The organism is Streptomyces longispororuber (assembly GCF_024448165.1).
GTDB lineage: Bacteria > Actinomycetota > Actinomycetes > Streptomycetales > Streptomycetaceae > Streptomyces > Streptomyces longispororuber_A.
This window is the reverse complement of sequence record NZ_JAMOLN010000010.1, coordinates 1-17081: the sequence shown is the minus strand read 5'-3', so window position 1 is coordinate 17081 and position 17081 is coordinate 1. Positions and strand designations below refer to the sequence as shown.

Genomic DNA, 17081 nt, shown 5'->3' with positions numbered 1-17081 from the left:
AGCCGTGATGCGACGCTAGCACATCTTGAACTGATCAGTTCAAGATGAGAGGATGGGCCCTATGGCAGGCAAGAAGCAGTTCGACATGGACACGGTGCTCGACGCCGCGATGACCCAGTTCTGGCGCTCCGGCTACGCCGACACCTCGCTCGACGACCTGTCCCGGGCGACTGGCCTGAACCGCAGCTCGATCTACTCATCGCTCGGCGACAAGGACGCGCTCTTCCTGCGCTGCCTGGATCGCTACGCCACGCGCTACGGCGACAAGTTCGACGCCGCCCTCTCGTGCGCGGCCGAGGACCCCGTCGCCGCCGTCCGTGCGTTCTTCGATGTCACCCTGGAGCGCATCGCCGATCCCGCCGTGCCCGACGGATGCCTGATGGCCCAGTCGGTCATGGCGAGTCCGGCGCTGAGCCCGAGCGTCGCAGAGCACGTCAAGGAGATGTTCAGCCTCCAGCGCCCGCGCCTGCGCACCGCGCTGAAAGCCGGCGGAATGTCCGACGAGAACGCTGAGGACTTCGCCGTACACGTAGCGGCCGTGAACCAGTCTCTCGCGGTGATGGGCAGGGCCGGGTCGAGCCCGGAGCAACTCCGGGCGATTGTCGGCGTGACCATCGACGCGCTCGCGCGGGCGCTGAGATCGGCCGGATAGCCGGCATACGGCAGCGGCGGTAGCGGAGAGGGCCAGCTGCTGGGGCAACGCCCGCGCGGGCGTTGCCCCGCGGCCGTCAGCGGATGCCCACTGCGTGGAGGGCGTCGCGCGGGCAGCGGGAAGCTTGTCCGCCCGCCACCCACCGCTCCCCGACGCCTTCGATGCCGAGGCTGTGCTGCAGGAGCCGCTGCTGCACGGAGGCGCGCCTGGACAAGGCGGACGACGCGCTGCCATACGGTGGCCGAGACCGGGCACCAGCCCTTCTCGCCACGGCCTCCGGTGTGACGCTGCTCGGCATCGGGTCCGCGTTCTTGGGGTTGCTCGCAGGCCTGCTCACCAGCGTCATCGCGTCGGGGGAGGGCGGTGCCGAGCCGCCGCATCCACGCCCGTCCCGCCGTCGGTCACGGCGGCCTCGCGCACACCTGAGCGAACCTCCGTGTGAACACCGGCCACGCCGAGACCGCTGCGCCCTCGCAGGCCACGGCCACGGCGTGCAGCGGGTCCCGGCAAAGCCCTGCTCACGATCAGATCGGCCGAGCCCCCGGCTCGTGGAATGCGGCGGCCACGGCACGTAGCCCGCGCACCCCGTACTCGATGACCTGCTCCGCCTGCGGCGCGAAGCGCGGGGAGTGGTTTCCGGGGATGCCCGGCCGGGTCTGTGACGGGTCCTCGTCCTCGTAGTGCTTGGGGTCGAAGCTGCCCCACATCCAGAAGACCGAGGGGCAGTCGAGCGTCGTGCCGAAGACTCCGAAGTCCTCGCTGCCCGAGAGCGGACGCGCCATGTGCTGCACGCCCTGCTCTCCGTAGACGCTTCGCAGGGCGTCGCGCGCACGCTCGGTGGCGCTGTCGTCGTTGACGGTGAGTGGGAAGGCGTTCAGCGGCTCGAACTCCGGCTCGCGCGGGGCGCCCGCGGCCTGTGCCTCCCCGCGGACGACCCGCTCGATCGCGGCGAGGACGCGCTCGCGGACCTTCGGGTCGAAGGTCCGGACGTTGACCTTGAGTTCGGCGCTGTCCGGGATGATGTTCTCCTTGTGGCCGGCCTGGAACGATCCGACGGTCACCACCGCCGCGTCCTGGGCGGCGATCTCCCGGGAGACCACCGTCTGCAGCCGCGTCACGACATGCGCGCCGAGCACGATCGGATCGATCGTCAACTCGGGCTGTGAGCCGTGCCCCCCGGCGCCGAAGAGGCGGATCCGGAAGCTGTCCGCGGCGGCCATGGTCGTGCCGGGGCGCAGCGCCACCGTGCCGGTGGGCAGCGGGCTGACGTGCTGGCCGAGGCAGACGTCCGGCCGCGGAAAGCGCTCCGCGAAGCCGTCGTCGATCATCGCGCGGGCACCCGCCGCGATCTCCTCGCCCGGCTGGAAGACGGCGATCAGGGTGCCGGTCCAGCCCGTGCGGTCCGCCGCGTAGAGGGCGGTCGCGCCGAGCAGCGCGGTGACGTGGTGGTCGTGGCCGCAGCCGTGCATCAGGGGCACCTCGGTGCCGTCGGGGCCGATCGCGGTGTCGGTCGACGCGTACGGCAGGCCCGTGTCCTCGGCCAACGGCAGCCCGTCGGTGTCGGCGCGGAGCAGGACCGTCGGGCCCTCACCGTTGGAGAGAACGCCCACCACTCCGGTGGTGCCGACGTTCTCCGTGACCTTCCAGCCCTGGGCGCGCAGCGTGGCCGCGATGATCGCGGCGGTGCGGGTCTCGTGCATGGACAGCTCGGGGTGGGCGTGCAGGTCCCGGTAGAGCTCTCCCAGGGCGGGCAGCAGCTGCGCGAGGCCGTCGGCGGCCGGGGTGCCGGCGGGCAACGCGAGTTGGCCGGGGGCGACCGGACAGGCGGCGACGGGGGACGTGGAGAGGGTCATGCAAGACTCCTTTGCCGGAGGCAGGACAGGTGGGTGCGGTGGACGGCCGTGTCAGTTCCGGACGGCGGGGCCGAGCCGGGAGCGCAGTGCCTCGGAGGTCTGCGGGGCGATCAGTGCCAGAACAGCGGTGAGGGCCGCCCCGAGGGCCAGGACGGCGAAGGCGACGGTGAACGAGTAGGTGTCCGCGAGGTATCCCATGAGGACCGGCACCAGGATGCCCGCCGACTGACCGCCGAAGTTGATCATTCCGGAGGCCGCGCCGCTCAGCCGGGTGGACAGGGTCCGCAGCGGTACGGCGAAGATCGGGGTGAAGCAGAACGTGCAGGCGGCGAAGGCGACGCACAGCAGGGCCTCGAAGGCCGGCAGGCTCTCGGCCTGGGTCATCGCCAGTACCGCCGCGCCTGCGACCGACATGGAGGTGGCGACCAGCAGTGCGGGACGGCCCTTCAGCCTGTCCGCGCACCGGCCACTGAGGATCATGGCCAGTCCACCGAAGACCGCCGGCAGCGCGGCGAGCAGGCCCGAGCTCTCCAGCGAGAGCCCGCGCTCGGTCTGCAGATAGGACGGCACCCAGGAGTTGAGCCCCCAGGCGAGCATGCCGTAGCCGAAGAGCATCCCCACATAGAGCCACATGGCCGGGGTGGCGAGCAGCGCACGGGTTCCGCCACCACCCGTGGCGGCCTCCGCCCGGGCGGTCGGCTGGGCCGGCGGGAGGAGGAACTGCACCAGGACAAAGGTCATGACGCCGAGTCCGGCAACGGCGTAGAACGACATGCGCCAGCCCCACAGCGCGATGACGGGTCCCGCGATGAGTGGCGCGACGACCGCGCCGAAGGAGTTCGACGAGGAGATCCAACCGCTCGCCGTCATCCGCTCGCGAGGACTGGTCCGCTCGGCGACGGTCTTCATCGCGGCAGCGGGGAAGATGCCCTGCCCGGCACCGAACAGCACCCTGATCACCACCAGTGCGGCGAACGACCAGGCGGTTCCGGTGAGCGCCGTGAACAGCGACCAGATCAGCATCGCCCACAGCAGGATCCGCTTCGATCCGAACCGGTCGGCGAGCAGCCCGCCGGGGATCTGGCAGGCCGCGTACGTCAGGAAGAAGGCGGACAGCACCAGGCCCTGCTGGGTGCGGTCGATGCCGAACTCGGCGCCGATGTGCGGCAGCGCGAGGTTGATCACGAGCCGGTCGATGTAGTCGACGATCCAGGCCAGGAACAGCAGGCCGACGGTCGTCCTCGCGACCCGGTCGAGGCGAACCCGTCCCTCGGTCGGCGCGGGACGCACGGTGTGCGGGGCGGGCGAAGGAGGCGGGGACGGTGTCGAGGCAGCGTTCACGGCGGCTCCACGGTGTGTGTCGCGACGGGGTGGGCGCACGCCCGGACCTTGTTCGAGCAGGCGCGCGCAGGCGTACGGCGACCGTCCGCTCCTGCGTCGGGGCCGCCGTACCAGCGGGTGTGAGTGGCCCCACAATGGTCGTCATGCCACCCGTTGCCGCACCGATGCCGGAATCCATCGCCGTTGGCGTGCAGGATTCCGTCTCCACCACCGCCGACCTGCGTGAGCTCGACGAGATGGACATGGCACTCGTCGACGCCCTGCAGACCAGTCCCCGCGCCCCTTGGTCACGGATCGGCGCGGTCCTCGGCATCGACGCCACCACCGCTGCCCGCCGTTGGGACCGGCTGCGCGCCGCCGGCCTCGCCTGGAGCACGGCGTACGAGACGTGGGAGCGGCACGAGCCACGGGACGGGCTGTGTATCGCCTTCGCCGAAGTGGCCGTCGCTCCCGGCAGCCTGACCGCCGCCACGGCGGCCGCTTGCGCGGATCCGCGCGTGGCCAGCGTCGAACGCACCACCGGTGGCACCAGCGGCAGAGACGCCGCGCTCTTCCTCACCTTGTTCTGTTCCAGCACGGCGGCCCTGACGCGTCTCGCCGACGGCCCACTCGCCGAGCTGCCGGGCGTACGCGACATCCAACTCGCCGTGATGCTGCACAGTTACCGGGAGGGCGCCGACTGGAAGGTCCACGCGCTCGACCGCGGCCAACGCTCCCGACTGGCGTCAGCCAGGGTCGGCGGCGCGTCGGGCCTGCACCGCGGTGGAGCCGACCGGGCCCTCCTGCGCGCGCTCGCCTTCGACGCCCGTCGCCCCTACAGCGAGCTGGCACGAGACACCGGCACCAGTGAGGCGACGGTCCGTCGCCGCGTGGCCCGGATGCTGGCCTCGGGGCAGGTCAGGCTCCGCTGCGACGTCTCCCACCTGGCGGCGGGGCGCCCCGTCATCAGTACCTACCGCATCGCCGTGCCGTCCGCCGAACTGGATGCCGCGGGACATCTGGTGGCCGGGTTGTCCGGGGTCCGGCTGTGCATGGCGGTGACCGGCGAGACCAATCTGCTGGTCTCGACCTGGACCAGCTCGCTGAGCGAATCGGCGGCCTTCGAAGTCCGCCTCGGAACCCGGCTCCCCGCTGCCCGAATCCTGCGCCGGGACGTCACGCTCCTCACCACCAAACGAATGGGCCGCCTCCTCGACGACGCTGGGCGGGCCCGGGGTCATGTCCCCCTGGTCCCGCACCAGACGTCATGAGGCACGGCGGTGGCACGACACCGAATCGGAGCGGTGCGACGCAGGTTCCGGCTCGGCGCGCTGTCATCGTCTGCTGCGGACGCGGCCGGATCGTGATGTTCCTCCTCAGGGCGCACTCGTGGAGATGGTTCAGCTGGTCCTTGAGTACGTCACGGCCGCCGATGGGCCGCCGGAGGATGGCCACTTCCAGGATGAAGCCCAGTATCGGCAAGGGCCTGCGCTCGAGGAGTTCCTGGCGTCGGAGACCGCGGGCGAGGCGCCGCTCCACGTTCTCGTCGTCGAGTGTGGGCACCTGCGCAGACGGGATGGACCGAGCGTAGTCCGCGGTCTGAAGGAGACAGGGGACCACCTGTGTCTCGTACTTGTCGGGGCGCCGCGCGTGCTTCTCGGTGTCGGCGTGGTCCTGGAACATCCGGGTTGCCTGGTGCTGTCCGAGAACGTCCGGGCGACCGTGACGAGCAGGTCCTGGGCGCCGAGAGTGCGATCGATCGCGCGGGCGTATCCGACGCTGGGGCCTGCGGACGGCCTCGACTTCCCGCACGTGGCCGACGCCGAAGCCCGCCGAGTTCCCGACCGCGTGCCGTCGCCGGAGCGGTCCGCCGGTCACCTGGGGATTCGGCGAGGTGAGCAAGGCCCTGAGCCTCCCGGCAGGTGCCCAGCCGCCATCGCCAGGCCTGTCCGGAGTCGAACACAGGCTCAGGGGGCAGGCGTTGTCGGGTGATGCCCCGGTGCGGGACGTGCGGGACCCTCGTAGGCGCTATCCGTCCGGCACCAGCTCCGGCGGGCCGCTCGGCCACGTCTGATGCGGAGAGTTGTTCCGCGGCGCACCCCTTCGCGCGGATGCGACCCACCCGCGCGAGGGCAGGCACGAAGCACACCGCCGGCGGGGACATGGACCTGTGCCGTGTGCTTCGTGCCTGGTCCGAGGGGCGGCCGCTCAGGCGGCGCGGTCGGACGGTGCGGTCAGCCGGTCACCTCGACCGGCGCCGACGTGCGCGTGCGCACTGTGCCGTCCGCGGCGACCGACACCGTCAACTCGTGCCCGGCCACGCTCAGTCCGGAGACGGTGAGCGGCAGCAGGCGGCTCTCGGCCGGGCGGACGGTCAGGGTTCCTTCCGGCGCGTTCGCCTGGAGGCCGAGGAGCGCCTGGAGCAGGGCGAAGGACGACGCGGCGGCCCAGGCCTGCGGGCGGCACGACGCCGGATACGGAGCCGGGCGGGCGGACGCGGAACGGGCCGTGCCCGCGAAGAGTTCGGGAAGGCGGGAGTCGAAGGCGGGCCCGGCCGCGATCAGGTTCTCGGCGAGCCGCCGGGCGTGGTCCGGGAATCCGGCGCGGGCGAGACCCTGCACGGCGATGGCGGTGTCGTGCGGCCAGACGCTGCCGATGTGGTAGCCGAGCGGGTTGTAGCCGCCGTTGCTCGTCGCGTAGGTGCGCAGACCGAACGCGTCGGCCAGAGCGGGGGAGAGGAGCCGATCCGCGATGGCGGCCTCCTCCTCGGTGTCGAGCAGGCCGGTGCCGAGCAGATGCCCCATGCCGGAAGTGACGGCATCGACCGGCTGCTTGTCGGCGTCGAGCGCGATGGCCACGTAGGGGCCGTGTTCGTCGGAGACCCAGAAGGTGCGCCGGAAGGCCGCCTGGAGGCGTCCGGCCCAGGCCCGGTAGCGGTCGGCGCCGGGTCGGTCGAAAGCGTCGAGGAGTCGGGCGCCGGCGACGGCCGCCTCGTACGCGTACGCCTGCACCTCGCACAGCGCGATGGGCGCGGTCGCGAGGGAGCCGTCCCGGAAGCGCACCGAGTCCCCGGAGTCCTTCCAGCCCTGGTTGGCGAGGCCGGTGCCGGTGGAGTCGATGTACTCCAGCAGGCCGTCGCCGTCCGGGTCGCCGTACTCCACCAGCCAGTTGAGGGCCGCCTCGAGGTGGGGCAGCAGAGCGGCGACCTCCGTGGTCGGCATGCCCCAGCGCCAGGCGTCGTGCAGCAGGCAGATCCACAGCGGGGTGGCGTCGATGGTGCCGTAGTACTGCGCGGGCAGGCGGGTGCCGTCGTCGAGTTCCTGCGTCTCGGCGCGTACCTCGTGGAGGATCTTGCCGGGCTGTTCCTCGGTGGCGGGCACGACGTCGCGGCCCTGCCGGCGGGCGAGCGTGCGCAGCGTGCCGGCCGCGAGTTCCGTACCCAGCGGCAGCAGCATGCGCGCGGTCCACAGGGAGTCGCGGCCGAACAGGGTCAGGTACCAGGGCGCGCCCGCTCCGGCGAACAGGTCGCCGGGAGCCTCGGGGTCGGACAGCAGGAGCCGGGCGAGGTCCTGCTCGGCCTGGCTGACGAGGCGGGTGAAGTCGCCGTCCGCGCTGTCGAGCCGGAGGTCCGCCCAGGGGCGGTCGTGATGCGCCGCCGGGCCGAAAGGGGTGGGGGTGTCGGTGATGGCGCGGCCTTCGAGGGTGCAGGTCCAGTGCTCGCCCGGAGCGAGGGAGACCTCGAAGGTGAAGGTGCCGCGGGGGCCGAGGACGGAGACGTCGGTCCGGGCAGCGGTGCGGGCGGTGAGCGTCATCTGCGCGTCGTGCACGGACCACGTCAGACGGCTGTCCTCGCCGCGCGGTTCGCACGGGGCAGTGGTGGCCCCGCTCTTGACGGTGTCCATGGCGGCGAAGTCGCTCTCGGCGCTGACCGCGACGGTCAACCGGGCGTGCAGGGATCCGTGGTTGGTGACGGACAGCGTCTCGGTGAACAGGCCCGGTGCGACGGTGCGTTCCCGCAGCAAGGTCACTGCGGGGTCGGCGGTCTGCTGCGCCGTTCCGCGCAGAACCGCGTCGAACGTGGCCCGGTCGGCGCTCTGCAGCGCGGAGTTGGTCGGGGTCAGGCGGCCGCCGTCGACGGCGATGTGCAAGGAGCGCAGAAAGCGGCGATCCCCGTGGTAGAAGCCGTCGACCGGCGCCGCGAGGTCGCCGCCGGGGCGTGACGCCACGAAGGAGGGCGCCGACAGGACGAGCGTCGCGTCGTGGACGTACGGCTGGCCGCCGGACTCGGAGACGGGCGCGGCAAGGTCGGGTGAGTGCGTCGGGGACTGCGTCTGCTGAGGTATCTGCTGCGTCATCGAGACGGGACCTTGACCTTCGTTGCTGCCGTGTACGGCATGTACAGTGTCGGAAAATCGTGCTTGGATCGATCCAATCAAGCGTTGGATCGATCCAATTCGGTTCGTGTCCACACCGTACCCGACGTTCTGTATGGATTGAAATGAACAAAGATGTTCCCGGCGGGAGTTCAGGATCGGGGTCGCGGCCGCCGACGATGGCCGATGTGGCCCGCCGTGCCGAGGTGGGCAAGCAGACGGTGTCCAATGCGCTCAACAACCCCGAGCTGCTGCGGCCCGAGACACTGGCCCGGGTGAAGGCCGCCATCGAGGAGCTCGGGTACCGGCCGCACACCGCGGCCCGCTCGTTGCGCCGGCGTGAGTCGCGGACGATCGGCTTCGCCCTCGAACGCAGTGTCGCCGGGCGTTCCAACGCGGTCAACGACCGCTTCCTGCACGCGCTGGCGGCCGCGGCCGGGTACCGGCTCCTGGTGTTCTCCGTCGACTCCCGTGAGCAGGAGATCGAGCGCTACGACGAACTGCTGGGGGAGCAGGCCGTCGACGCGTTCGTCCTGGACCGCACCGGCATCGACGACCCGCGCCACCGCTGGCTGCACGACCGGTCCGTGCCCTTCGCCGCGTTCGGCCGCTCCTGGAGCGACGAGGACTTCGGCGACTGGGTGGACGTCGACGGCGCGGCGGGCATCGAGGCCGCGACCGAGCACATGGTCGCGGCCGGGCACCGGAAGATCGGTCTGCTGGGCTGGCCTGCCGGCAGTGGAACCGGTGACGACCGTACGGAGGGCTGGCGGCGCACCATGAAGCGGCACGGCCTGCCCGTGCGGGGGCTCACCGCGGCGGCCGCCAACCGGCCCGACGCCGCCCGCCGGGCCGCGAGCGCGCTGCTGGACCAGGGTGTGACCGCGATCGTGGCCGTGAGTGACGCGCTGGCGCTGGGCTGCTACGACGCGCTGCGGGAGCGCGGGCAACGGCCGGGCGCGGACGTCGCGGTGACCGGCTTCGACGACTCGCCCTTCGCGGAGCTCCTCGACCCGCCGCTGACCTCCGTCGAGCAGCCGCTCGAAGGGGCCGCCGCGGAATGCGTGCGGATGCTCGTCGAGCGGATCGCCGACCCCCGGCGCCCCTATGGGCAACGGCTGTTGACGCCCCGGCTCGTGGTCAGGGACAGCTCCGGACCCACTGCCGCGGGCGCCTGACCCCGCAGCCCCTTCCCCCGTCGCCACACGGCACTCGCCTTCATCAAAGGAACGATCATGAGCCGCACCCAACTGCCTCTTGTCGCCGGCGTTCTGTCGGTCTGTCTGCTCTCCACGGCCTGCTCGTCGGGATTCGACCAGGGCTCCGGGCAGGAGAACTCGGGCAAGCAGGAGATCAAGGTCCTGATAGCCACCTCCGGCCCCGCCGAGACCAGTGCGGTGAAGGAGGCGGCCGCCGCCTGGGCGAAGGACTCGGGCAACTCCGTCACGGTGGACGTCGCCCAGAACATCGACCAGCAGCTCGGCCAGGCCTTCGCGGGCAGCAACCCGCCGGACGTGTTCTACACATCCGGCGACCAGTTCTCCACGTACGCCCAGCGTGGCGCGCTGTACGCCTACGGGGACAAGCTCGAGGACCGCGACGACTTCAGCCCCGTCCTCACCCGGGCCTTCACCTACGACGACAAGCTGTACTGCGCGCCGAAGGACCAGTCGACCCTCGGGCTCGCGGTGAACACCACCTTGTGGAAGAAGGCCGGGCTCACCGAGGCCGACTATCCCAAGACGTGGGAAGAGCTGGAACGCGTCGCTGGGAAGCTCACCGGGAAGGGCGTCACGGGTCTCTCCTTCAACCCCGACTACGCCGAGATCGGCGCCTTCTTCAAGCAGTCCGGGTCATGGCTGACGAACCCCGGCCAGACCAGGATGACGGCCACCGACGCCGCCAACGTGAAAGCGCTGACGTTCGTCAAGAAGCTGCTCGGCGAAGGCGTCCTGACGTACCCGAAGGACCTGGGGTCCGGGTGGGGCGGCGAGGCCTTCGGCAAGGGCAGGGCCGCGATGACCGTCGAGGGCAACTGGCTGGCCGGGGCGATGAAGAAGGACTACCCCGACACCGCGTACAAGGTGCTCCCCCTGCCGGAGGGCCCCGGCGGCCAGGGCACGATGGCCTTCACCAACTGCTGGGGTGTCGCCGCCAAGAGCAGGCACCACGACGCCGCCGTCAGCCTGATCGAGCAACTCACCGCCGACGCGACCCAGTTGAAGTTCGCCAAGACGCTCGGCGTCATGCCGTCGAAGACGACTCTCCTCGACACGTACAAGCAGCAGAACCCCGGGGCGACCGCATGGGCCGACGGCGCCGCCCACGCCCAGCTGCCCGTGACCGCACCCGGAATGCGGCAGGTCATGGCGGAGTTCAACACCTCCCTGGCGCAACTCGCGGACAGCGAACCGAAGAAGCTGCTCAGCGACCTGCAGAGGAACGGTGCGAGCGTCCTGGGCGGTAACGCACGATGACCACCGTCACCGCCACCAGCACATCGGGCACCGATCCGGGACGGCACGTCCCCTCGGCCGTGCGGCGCCGATCGCGCCGCGAGGGCCGCCAAGGACTGTGGGGCTGGGCCTTCGTCAGCCCCATGGTCGTGGTGCTCGGCCTGTTCCTGGCGCTCCCCGTCGTCATGGCCCTGTGGGTGAGCCTGCTGAACTGGGACGGCCAGTCGAACCCGTTCTCCGGAGCCGCCGACTTCGTCGGCCTCGACAACTACAAGGGCCTGTTCGCCGACCAGGGCCTGACCCGGACGCTGTTCATGACGTCCCTGCGCAACAACCTCTACTACGTGCTGCTGGTCGTCCCGCTGCAGACGGCGCTCGCGCTGGGCCTGGCCCTCGCCGTCAACCAGCGGCGACTCAAGGGCAAGGGCGTGTTCCGCACGGCGTTCTACTTCCCGTCCGTCACCAGCTCCATCGCTGTGTCCACGGTGTTCCTCTTCCTGTTCCAGAGCAGCGGAGCCGTCAACAGTCTGCTGAAGTGGGTCGGCATCCAGGGCCCGAACTGGTTCACCGACGCACGGGGACTCGTGTGGGTGGCGCTCGGCTCGATCGGTCTCGTCGACCCGGACAGCCCGCCCGCCGCACTCGCCGACCATGGTGCGCTCGGTCTGTCCTGGTGGGACTGGCTGTCCGGACCGTCCGTCGCGATGTGCACCATCATCCTGCTGGTGATCTGGACGACGTCCGGCACCTTCATGCTGATGTTCCTCGCCGCCCTGCAGGACATCCCCGAGGCCCAGTTGGAGTCCGCCCGCCTCGACGGCGCCAACCGCCGGCAGACGCTGCGCCACGTCATCCTGCCGGCGCTGCGCCCCGTCCTCTTCCTGGTGATCACGCTCGGTCTGATCGGCACCTGGCAGGTGTTCGACCAGGTGTACGTGATGAGCCAGGGCCAGCCCGCGAACACCACCCTGACCCCCGCCTTCCTCTCCTACAGCCTGAGCTTCAAGGACGCGCAGTACGGGACCGGCGCGGCGATCTCCTTCGTCCTGCTGGCGATCATCCTCGTGATGACCGGGATCCAGCGCTTCGTGCTGCGGGAGCGCGACGGCCGTGGACGGCGCCGCACGAGGAGGACCGCCCGATGACCGCTCCGACGATGACCAAGCCTGCACCGGACACGGCGCGGAGCCGGTCGGGTGAGCGGCGGCGCACCGCGCGGCTCGTGGCCACGCTGGTGATGTCGGCGGTGGCGCTGGCCTACTTGATGCCGTTCGTCCTTCAGCTGGCGACGTCGTTCAAGACCGATCCGCAGGCCGCCGCCTCGCCCCTCGGTCTCGTACCGGACCCGTTCTCGCTGGCGTCCTACCGGCAGCTGTTCAGCGGCGCGGAGGGCGTGGCGTTCCCGACCTGGCTGGGCAACTCCGTGTTCATCGCCCTGGTCGTCACCGCGGGACGGGTCTTCTTCGACTCGCTGGCCGGCTACGCGCTCGCCCGGCTGCGCTTCCGCGGCCGCGGACTGCTGACCGTGCTGCTCATCTCCGTGATGGCCGTGCCCGGCGTCATCCTGATGATCCCCAAGTTCCTGGTGGTGCAGTACCTGGGCATCTACGACACCTACACGGCGATGATCGTGCCGCTGCTGGTGGACGCCGTCGGTGTCTTCGTCATGAAGCAGTTCTTCGAGTCCGTTCCGCGGGAGATCGAGGAGGCGGCCCGCGTCGACGGCGCCGGCATCCTGCGCACCTACTGGTCGGTGGTACTGCCGATGGCCAGGCCCGCGCTGATCACCCTCACGATCCTGTCCTTCCAGGGCTCGTGGAACGAGTTCACCCACTTCGTGGTCACCGCCCAGTCCGCCGACCACGCCACGCTGACCACCGGTCTGGCCCAGTTCGTCTCGGGCGGTCTCGGAGCCGGCACCCAGTACCCGCTGAAGCTCACCGCCGCCCTGCTCGCGACGGTTCCGGTCGCGATCGTCTTCTTCGTCTTCCAACGCCACTTCGTGCGCGGCGGAAACGCGGGAGCACTCAAGGAGTGAGCCCACCGTGGGGCGGCGGACAGCGCCGCCCCACGCGACCGACCCCCGTACCGCACTGCCCCCTTTCAGACTCCTCAGAGAGCCAAGCGAATCCTGCATGAGCACCACCGCACCTGCTCCCGCCACCCGCGACCTCGCACTGTCCGCCCCGGGCGACGATCCCTGGTGGCGCACGGCGGTCGTCTACCAGATCTACATCCGCAGCTTCCGTGACTCCACCGGCACGGGAACGGGTGACCTGGGCGGCGTCCTCGACCGCCTTCCCTACCTGCGCCGCCTCGGCGTGGACGCGATCTGGCTCAGCCCGTTCTATCCCTCGCCCCAGCACGACCACGGGTACGACGTCGCCGACTACGAGGGCGTGGACCCCCGCTTCGGTGATCTGGACCTGATGCGTCAAGTCATCGACCGGGCCCACGCGTTGGGGCTGCGCGTCATGATCGACATCGTGCCGAACCACTGCTCCACCGACCACCCCTGGTTCCGGGCGGCACTGACGGCCGCTCCCGGCAGCCCCGAGCGCGCCCTGTTCCACTTCGCCGACGGCCAGGGCCCGGACGGAGCCGAACCTCCCAACAACTGGCGCTCCATCTTCGGCGGCTCCTCGTGGGCCCGCACGACGACGGCCGACGGCCGGCCCGGCCAGTGGTACCTGCACTCCTTCGCCCCCGAACAGGCCGACTTCAACTGGGCCGACCCACGCGTCGGCGACTACTTCGAGTCGGTCCTGCGGTTCTGGCTGGACCTGGGCGTGGACGGCTTCAGGATCGACGTCGCCCACGGCCTCCACAAGCAGCCCGGACTGCCGGACGACCCGCAGGCTGCGCTCGACGAGACCACCGGCGACCCCGTCAACTCCGCGGCCTGGAACCGCCCCGAGGTCCACGACGTCTGGCGCCGGTGGCGCGCGCTCACCGACGCGTACGAGGAGCGGGACGGCCGCGCCCGCGTCCTCGTCGGGGAGATTGGCGTGCTCGACCCCCGCCAAGTGGCGCTCTACCAGCGCCCCGACGAGCTCCACCAGAGCTTCCTCTTCGAGTTCCTGCGCACCGACTGGGACGCGACGGCCTTCCACGACGTCATCCGGCGCGGCGTGGACGCCGTCACGGCGTCCGGCTCCGCGGTCAGCTGGGTGCTCAACAACCACGACATGCCGCGCGTCGTGACGCGCTACGCGGGCGGTGAGCCCGGTGGCGACGCGGGCGACGTGCCCCTGGGCGAGCGCCGGGCCCGGGCCGCCCTGCTCATGATGCTGGCGCTGCCCGGATCGGTGTACCTGTACCAGGGGGAGGAGCTGGGCCTGGCCGAGGTGGTCGACCTTCCGGTGTCGGTGTTGCAGGACCCGATGTACCACCGCTCGGCCGGTGCGCGCCGGGGCCGCGACGGCTGCCGGGTCCCGCTGCCCTGGCAGGCGGACGCCCCGTCGTACGGGTTCACCTCGGCTCCGGCCGCATGGCTGCCGCAACCGCGGTGGTTCGCGTCGTACGGAGCCGATGAACAGGAGGGCAGGGCCGAATCCACCTTGCACCTGTACCGGGCCGCGCTCGCGCTGCGCTCGGCGCTCCCGGACCTCCGCCACGATGACCTGGTCTGGCACCGGCCCCCGGACAGCCCGGACGGCGTCGTCGCCTTCCGACGCGGACGACTGCTGTGCACCGTCAACTGCGGTCCCGCGCCGGTGCCGGCCCCGGAGGCGGCGGCGCTGCTGCTGTCCTCCGTAGAGGAGTTCGAGGAAGGTAAGCAGCCACCGCATTCCGCTGCCTGGTGGCTCGTGTAGGGAGTAGTGCTCGTGACCATGGCTGGGCGCGAGCACTACCGCCACCTCACCGGCGAAGCGGGCCAGACCCGCAACTGCATACGGGGCAACCGTATAGCGGTCGCGATCACGTGACGACGCATGCAGGAGCAATGACAACGTCCCGCACAGGGACAGCGGTTGCTGCCGGCGGTCGCGGTGGCGGACCCGCCGCGACCCGTTGCCGTGGGCCCTCAGGACTCCGACACTGATCAGCGCGACTCGTCGCAGAGCGACACCCTGGGCGCGCACGGCGAACAAGGACCCACGGGCGAAGACGCCACCTGGGGTGATCGCGAACCACTCAGCGACACACTATGCACGGCAGCGGGCACAGGCTGTGACCGCGGGCGTTGCCGAGTTCTCCTTCGTCAGCGAGGCAGTCCCAGGAACCGGGTGGCTGGGTGTGTTCGGGGACGTTGGCACCGTGTCGGCCAGGGGTGCCGTGCTCGCGTCGGGTGAGGTCCAGGATCTCGTCCGCCGCGGACTCCACGAATGCCCGCGCCCGGCCGCCCGACAGGACAGCAGCACCCCTGCACCGCGGCGGCCGGAAGGCGCTGAGCCGTGGCAGCGCACGCCGCCCCGATCGTGGAGTCCCTCGATCGGGGCCTGCGGGTATGGGCCACCCAAGCCCAGTAACAGGCCGCTGGCAGAGCAGAGTTGAGAAGATTCTATTCTCTCGGGCATGGATCACAGGGGAGAGTTTCGCCGGGCAGCGCTTGAGTTGGGCATCCCGGACGAGGAGATCAGCAGGTTCAGCCAGCACCTTCGTTTGACGATCGGGTTGTCGAGGGCGTCCGGTGGCTCTCCGGTCGGCCAGTTCGGCGGGGAGCCCCGGCTACCGGTGGACATGACGTGGCCGTCCGCCGGGGACAGCCCGTTGCCGTTTCTCCTTTCCGTCGACTGCGGGGCGCTGCCGAGAATCGACGGTTTCGGCCTGCCCGCGGACGGCGCGCTGCTCTTCTTCGTGGACCAGGAGATGGACCACAGGGACAGGACCGGGAGGTACGCGCGGGTGATGTGGGTACCGAACGGCACCGAAACCGCAGTCGCAAAAGCCCCCGACTCCGCGCATGTCCGTGAACAGTTCGACGTCAGTGCCGAGATCAGGGCCGAGCTGCCCCTGTGGCTCCAGGAGAGCGAGGACGAGGACTGGCACGAGTACTGGGAGGATCTCGAATGGGACGACATGTCTTCCTTCCAGCAGCAGCTGGTCCAATACATTGAGCGCGACCTGCCACACCTGGGCGAGCTCCGTGCGCTGTCCCACGACCTCTGGCCGTCTGGCGCCGGCCTTGTCATCGGCGGGTATGCCGGTGAAGACGTGATCAAGAGCATCGCGGAGCAGGTCCTCGCGGGACGCGAGAAGGCAGGCGAGATCCCCGCCATTCCGGTCGCGAACTGGAATTCGCACCTGGAGAAGGAAGTGCACCGGCTGACGGACGAATGGATGTCGCTCGCCAGCGAAGCCAGGGTCTACGAGGAGTACTGCACGAGCTTCGTGATCCGCCACGACGACCTTGCCGCGGCCCGGGTGGAGAGGGCCCTGGCCGTCACGAGGTTCGAGGCCCCGTGACCAGGTTCGGCCTTGCGCTGCAGGCAGGCGCTACCCGAAGCGGGCCAGGCCCGGGTCGGTGAACGGGACTATGGTCGGCGAACCCTGGCGGGCCAGGAGGGAGGTGGTCATGGCCGGTGCGACCAACGAGGTCTGCGGGGGCGCCCGTGGGTGTGGGGCGTGGAATGGCGGTGTCCGGGATGGTTACGTTCGCCGGGTCTTGCGCGTGGTCGACGGCTGGGCGTCGGCGTGGGCCCGCGCGCGGTGGCGTGCGACGGCGTCGTTGTTGGCGCAGCGTACGGAGCAGTAGACGCGTCGGCCGTTGCGGGAGGTGTCGACGAATGCCAGACCGCAGTCGTGGCGTGCGCAGCGCCCGAGCCGTTCGGCGCCGGCGGAGCACACCACGTAGGCGAGTCCGGCTGCGGTGACGGCTTGGATGTGCGCGGCTGCGTCGGCGCCGGTGGCGCTGTAGTGCAGATGGGGTCGGCCGTCGTGCAGGGAGATCCGGGGGGGGGGGCTGGAGGCGTCGGCGAGAAGCGTATTGATTTCCTGGCACCGCTCTTCGAGGTCCTGGGGTCCGAAGCACGCGGCCAGGCGCCGGCTCCATGTCCAGATCGTCTCGGCCTGCGCGGCGGTCAGCGCGCGCTGTACCACGCCGTGCGTGGCGAGTAGTGGTTCCAGGTGCTCAGGGGGTGGCGGCGCGGTCAGGTTGACCAGATCCGCAACCTCCGTCACCGCTAACCCATCCGGGAGAGCGCACTGCGCTGTCCCAGCGAACTCTTCTGGTGGAGCGCTGGTCCTTTCGGCTCGCTGGGGGCCCGTGAGCCAGACGGTCCGGCGGGGTGCCGTGTGAAGGGGGTGATGCTCTGGTGGGCGACATGGCCTGGGCCCGGCGCACGAGGTGCAGCGCCGGGCCCAGGCCATGTCTCTGTGCGACTAGTGCGTCCGGTGTCCACGGCCTCGTCGGCTTCGGCGGATGAGCCAAGCGCCGGTGGTGACGGCGAAGAGTGCGGCCGCGGCGAGCCACGCGGTGGATTCA

13 protein-coding genes are annotated in these 17081 nt (G+C 70.7%); 8 read left to right on the top strand and 5 right to left on the bottom strand.

The window, feature by feature from the left end; all coding sequences use genetic code 11:
- Nucleotides 1–61: 61 nt before the first annotated feature.
- Nucleotides 62–652, top strand: a complete 591-nt coding sequence (locus M4J07_RS04700) for a TetR/AcrR family transcriptional regulator (RefSeq protein WP_255967484.1) — start codon at nt 62–64, stop codon at nt 650–652.
- A gap of 524 nt (nt 653–1176) precedes the next feature.
- On the opposite strand, the gene M4J07_RS04695 is transcribed toward M4J07_RS04700, so the two are convergent.
- Nucleotides 1177–2505: an amidohydrolase gene (locus tag M4J07_RS04695; RefSeq protein WP_255967482.1), complete on the bottom strand. Its 1329-nt coding sequence runs from the start codon at nt 2503–2505 to the stop codon at nt 1177–1179.
- A 51-nt stretch (nt 2506–2556) separates the two neighbouring features.
- Entirely contained in the window at nt 2557–3846 is a 1290-nt protein-coding gene (locus M4J07_RS04690) for an MFS transporter (RefSeq protein ID WP_255967481.1), read from the bottom strand.
- A gap of 143 nt (nt 3847–3989) precedes the next feature.
- On the opposite strand from M4J07_RS04690, the gene M4J07_RS04685 reads away from it, so the two are divergent.
- Complete coding sequence (locus M4J07_RS04685; protein ID WP_255967479.1) at nt 3990–5096, top strand: Lrp/AsnC family transcriptional regulator; 1107 nt, start codon at nt 3990–3992, stop codon at nt 5094–5096.
- Here M4J07_RS04685 and M4J07_RS48450 read toward each other — a convergent pair.
- Nucleotides 5011–5508, bottom strand: coding sequence for a Scr1 family TA system antitoxin-like transcriptional regulator (locus M4J07_RS48450; RefSeq protein ID WP_374214991.1), 498 nt, complete (start codon nt 5506–5508; stop codon nt 5011–5013). The two genes, M4J07_RS04685 and M4J07_RS48450, sit on opposite strands and share 86 nt — an antisense overlap.
- 551 nt (nt 5509–6059) lie before the next feature.
- Nucleotides 6060–8180, bottom strand: coding sequence for an amylo-alpha-1,6-glucosidase (locus tag M4J07_RS47800; RefSeq protein ID WP_305127270.1), 2121 nt, complete (start codon nt 8178–8180; stop codon nt 6060–6062).
- Nucleotides 8181–8377: 197 nt separating this feature from the next.
- Here M4J07_RS47800 and M4J07_RS04675 point away from each other — a divergent pair, with 197 nt between their 5' ends.
- From M4J07_RS04675 to M4J07_RS04650, 6 genes are all read left to right on the top strand, one after another.
- Nucleotides 8378–9376: a LacI family DNA-binding transcriptional regulator gene (locus M4J07_RS04675; protein ID WP_255967603.1), complete on the top strand. Its 999-nt coding sequence runs from the start codon at nt 8378–8380 to the stop codon at nt 9374–9376.
- A 57-nt stretch (nt 9377–9433) separates the two neighbouring features.
- Nucleotides 9434–10675: a sugar ABC transporter substrate-binding protein gene (locus M4J07_RS04670; protein ID WP_255967477.1), complete on the top strand. Its 1242-nt coding sequence runs from the start codon at nt 9434–9436 to the stop codon at nt 10673–10675.
- Nucleotides 10672–11799, top strand: a complete 1128-nt coding sequence (locus tag M4J07_RS04665; RefSeq protein ID WP_255967475.1) for a carbohydrate ABC transporter permease — start codon at nt 10672–10674, stop codon at nt 11797–11799. Before M4J07_RS04670 ends, M4J07_RS04665 begins: the two co-directional genes overlap by 4 nt.
- Entirely contained in the window at nt 11796–12692 is an 897-nt protein-coding gene (locus M4J07_RS04660; protein WP_255967473.1) for a carbohydrate ABC transporter permease, read from the top strand. Before M4J07_RS04665 ends, M4J07_RS04660 begins: the two co-directional genes overlap by 4 nt.
- A 97-nt stretch (nt 12693–12789) precedes the next feature.
- A complete protein-coding gene (locus tag M4J07_RS04655) occupies nt 12790–14469 on the top strand; it encodes a glycoside hydrolase family 13 protein (protein ID WP_255967471.1) in 1680 nt (559 codons plus the stop codon).
- 703 nt (nt 14470–15172) lie between these two features.
- On the top strand, nt 15173–16063 hold the full coding sequence (locus M4J07_RS04650) for a DUF1963 domain-containing protein (protein ID WP_255967469.1): 891 nt from the start codon (nt 15173–15175) through the stop codon (nt 16061–16063).
- Between the two features lie 183 nt (nt 16064–16246).
- Here the strand turns inward: M4J07_RS04650 and M4J07_RS04645 are convergent, their stop codons facing one another.
- Nucleotides 16247–16777, bottom strand: a complete 531-nt coding sequence (locus M4J07_RS04645) for a CGNR zinc finger domain-containing protein (protein ID WP_255967467.1) — start codon at nt 16775–16777, stop codon at nt 16247–16249.
- Between the last annotated feature and the right edge of the window lie 304 nt (nt 16778–17081).

Excerpts from the sequence above, each read along its gene's own strand:
- M4J07_RS04655 (WP_255967471.1), top strand. The coding sequence starts at position 12,790 with ATGAGCACCACCGCACCTGCTCCCGCCACCCGCGACCTCGCACTGTCC.
- M4J07_RS04665 (WP_255967475.1), top strand. The coding sequence starts at position 10,672 with ATGACCACCGTCACCGCCACCAGCACATCGGGCACCGATCCGGGACGG.
- M4J07_RS04660 (WP_255967473.1), top strand. The coding sequence starts at position 11,796 with ATGACCGCTCCGACGATGACCAAGCCTGCACCGGACACGGCGCGGAGC.
- M4J07_RS04700 (WP_255967484.1), top strand. The coding sequence starts at position 62 with ATGGCAGGCAAGAAGCAGTTCGACATGGACACGGTGCTCGACGCCGCG.
- M4J07_RS47800 (WP_305127270.1), bottom strand. The coding sequence starts at position 8,180 with ATGACGCAGCAGATACCTCAGCAGACGCAGTCCCCGACGCACTCACCC.
- M4J07_RS04675 (WP_255967603.1), top strand. The coding sequence starts at position 8,378 with ATGGCCGATGTGGCCCGCCGTGCCGAGGTGGGCAAGCAGACGGTGTCC.
- M4J07_RS04695 (WP_255967482.1), bottom strand. The coding sequence starts at position 2,505 with ATGACCCTCTCCACGTCCCCCGTCGCCGCCTGTCCGGTCGCCCCCGGC.
- M4J07_RS04670 (WP_255967477.1), top strand. The coding sequence starts at position 9,434 with ATGAGCCGCACCCAACTGCCTCTTGTCGCCGGCGTTCTGTCGGTCTGT.
- M4J07_RS04650 (WP_255967469.1), top strand. The coding sequence starts at position 15,173 with ATGGATCACAGGGGAGAGTTTCGCCGGGCAGCGCTTGAGTTGGGCATC.
- M4J07_RS04685 (WP_255967479.1), top strand. The coding sequence starts at position 3,990 with ATGCCACCCGTTGCCGCACCGATGCCGGAATCCATCGCCGTTGGCGTG.
- M4J07_RS48450 (WP_374214991.1), bottom strand. The coding sequence starts at position 5,508 with ATGTTCCAGGACCACGCCGACACCGAGAAGCACGCGCGGCGCCCCGAC.